Raw genomic sequence first — 1,000 nt, 5'->3', positions numbered from 1 at the left:
GCTCAAAAAGGCGATGGCTTACTTTCCTAAAAGCTGCCAGACAATTCGGCGGTGGATTGACGAAATAACTGCCTATTTTGATAACCGAACAACCCAGGGAACAGTTGAAGGAATTAATAATAAACTGAAGGTGATTAAAAGGAGAGGCTATGGATTTAGAAACTTTAAAAACTTTAGTCTTAGATGTTTATTAAATTGGCATTTTGCTAGTTGATTTTACATGGTAAGTTCGGAAGAACCAAGAGTTCCTGCTTGGAACAATGTAGGAGTAAAGGAGTAAATTCTTCCGGAGACAGTTGTAAAATCCGGCTGATAATAGCTTGAATTTCTGGGTCTAACTCACCAAAACGGACTCGGAGCAGGTTTTCCACCACCAGACGTTTCCCCTCTTGCAGACCCCGTTCTAGACCCCGTTCTAGACCCCGTTCTAAACCCCGTTCTAGACCCCGTTCTAGACCTTCTTGCAGACCACGTTCTAGACCTTGTTTTTCTCCTTCGGCCAGTGCCTCTTGATAGACTCTCGTTTGTTTTAAATCACTTAGTTCAAACATAGCTTCAATTTCCTCGCGACTTTTCTGGGGGAAGTAGTAGGGTTAATTCATGAATTAACCCTACCCTTGATAAGGGTGGTAATAGCTTCAATTTCCTCGCGACTTTTCTGGGGGAAATCGCTTTAAGAGTTCCTGCTTGGAATACTGTAGGAGTAAAGGAGTAAATTCTTCCGGAGACAGTTGTAAAATCCGGCTGATAATAGCTTGAATTTCTGGGTCTAACTCACCAAAACGGACTCGGAGCAGGTTTTCCACCACCAGACGTTCCCCCTCTTGCAGACCCCGTTCTAGACCCCGTTCTAAACCCCGTTCTAGACCCCGTTCTAGACCCCGTTCTTCTCCTTCGGCCAGTGCCTCTTGATAGACTCTCGTTTGTTTTAAATCACTTAGTCCAAACATAGCTTCAATTTCCTCGCGACTTTTCTGGGGTAATTTGTAAATGATGATAC

General features: G+C 43.7%; 2 protein-coding genes and 1 pseudogene. 1 reads left to right on the top strand and 2 read right to left on the bottom strand.

Annotation, left to right across the window (positions count from 1 at the left end):
- The coding region (locus O9295_RS04270) for a transposase (RefSeq protein ID WP_288031956.1) at positions 1-214 on the top strand (214 nt) is incomplete at its 5' end.
- Here O9295_RS04270 and O9295_RS04265 read toward each other — a convergent pair.
- The gene (locus tag O9295_RS04265; RefSeq protein WP_288031954.1) at positions 207-551 is read right to left on the bottom strand and encodes an RpnC/YadD family protein; all 345 of its coding nucleotides are present in this window, start codon (positions 549-551) and stop codon (positions 207-209) included. The genes O9295_RS04270 and O9295_RS04265 overlap by 8 nt on opposite strands.
- Positions 552-638: 87 nt before the next feature.
- Positions 639-1,000 (bottom strand): annotated as a pseudogene (locus O9295_RS04260) (Rpn family recombination-promoting nuclease/putative transposase); the annotation flags it as partial.

The organism is Microcystis sp. LE18-22.4A (assembly GCF_027531105.1).
Taxonomy (GTDB): Bacteria; Cyanobacteriota; Cyanobacteriia; order Cyanobacteriales; family Microcystaceae; genus Microcystis; species Microcystis aeruginosa.
The sequence above is the reverse complement of the archived record's forward strand: the minus strand, read 5'-3'. Positions and strand labels throughout refer to the sequence as shown.

Excerpts from the sequence above, each read along its gene's own strand:
- O9295_RS04265 (WP_288031954.1), bottom strand. The coding sequence starts at position 551 with ATGTTTGAACTAAGTGATTTAAAACAAACGAGAGTCTATCAAGAGGCA.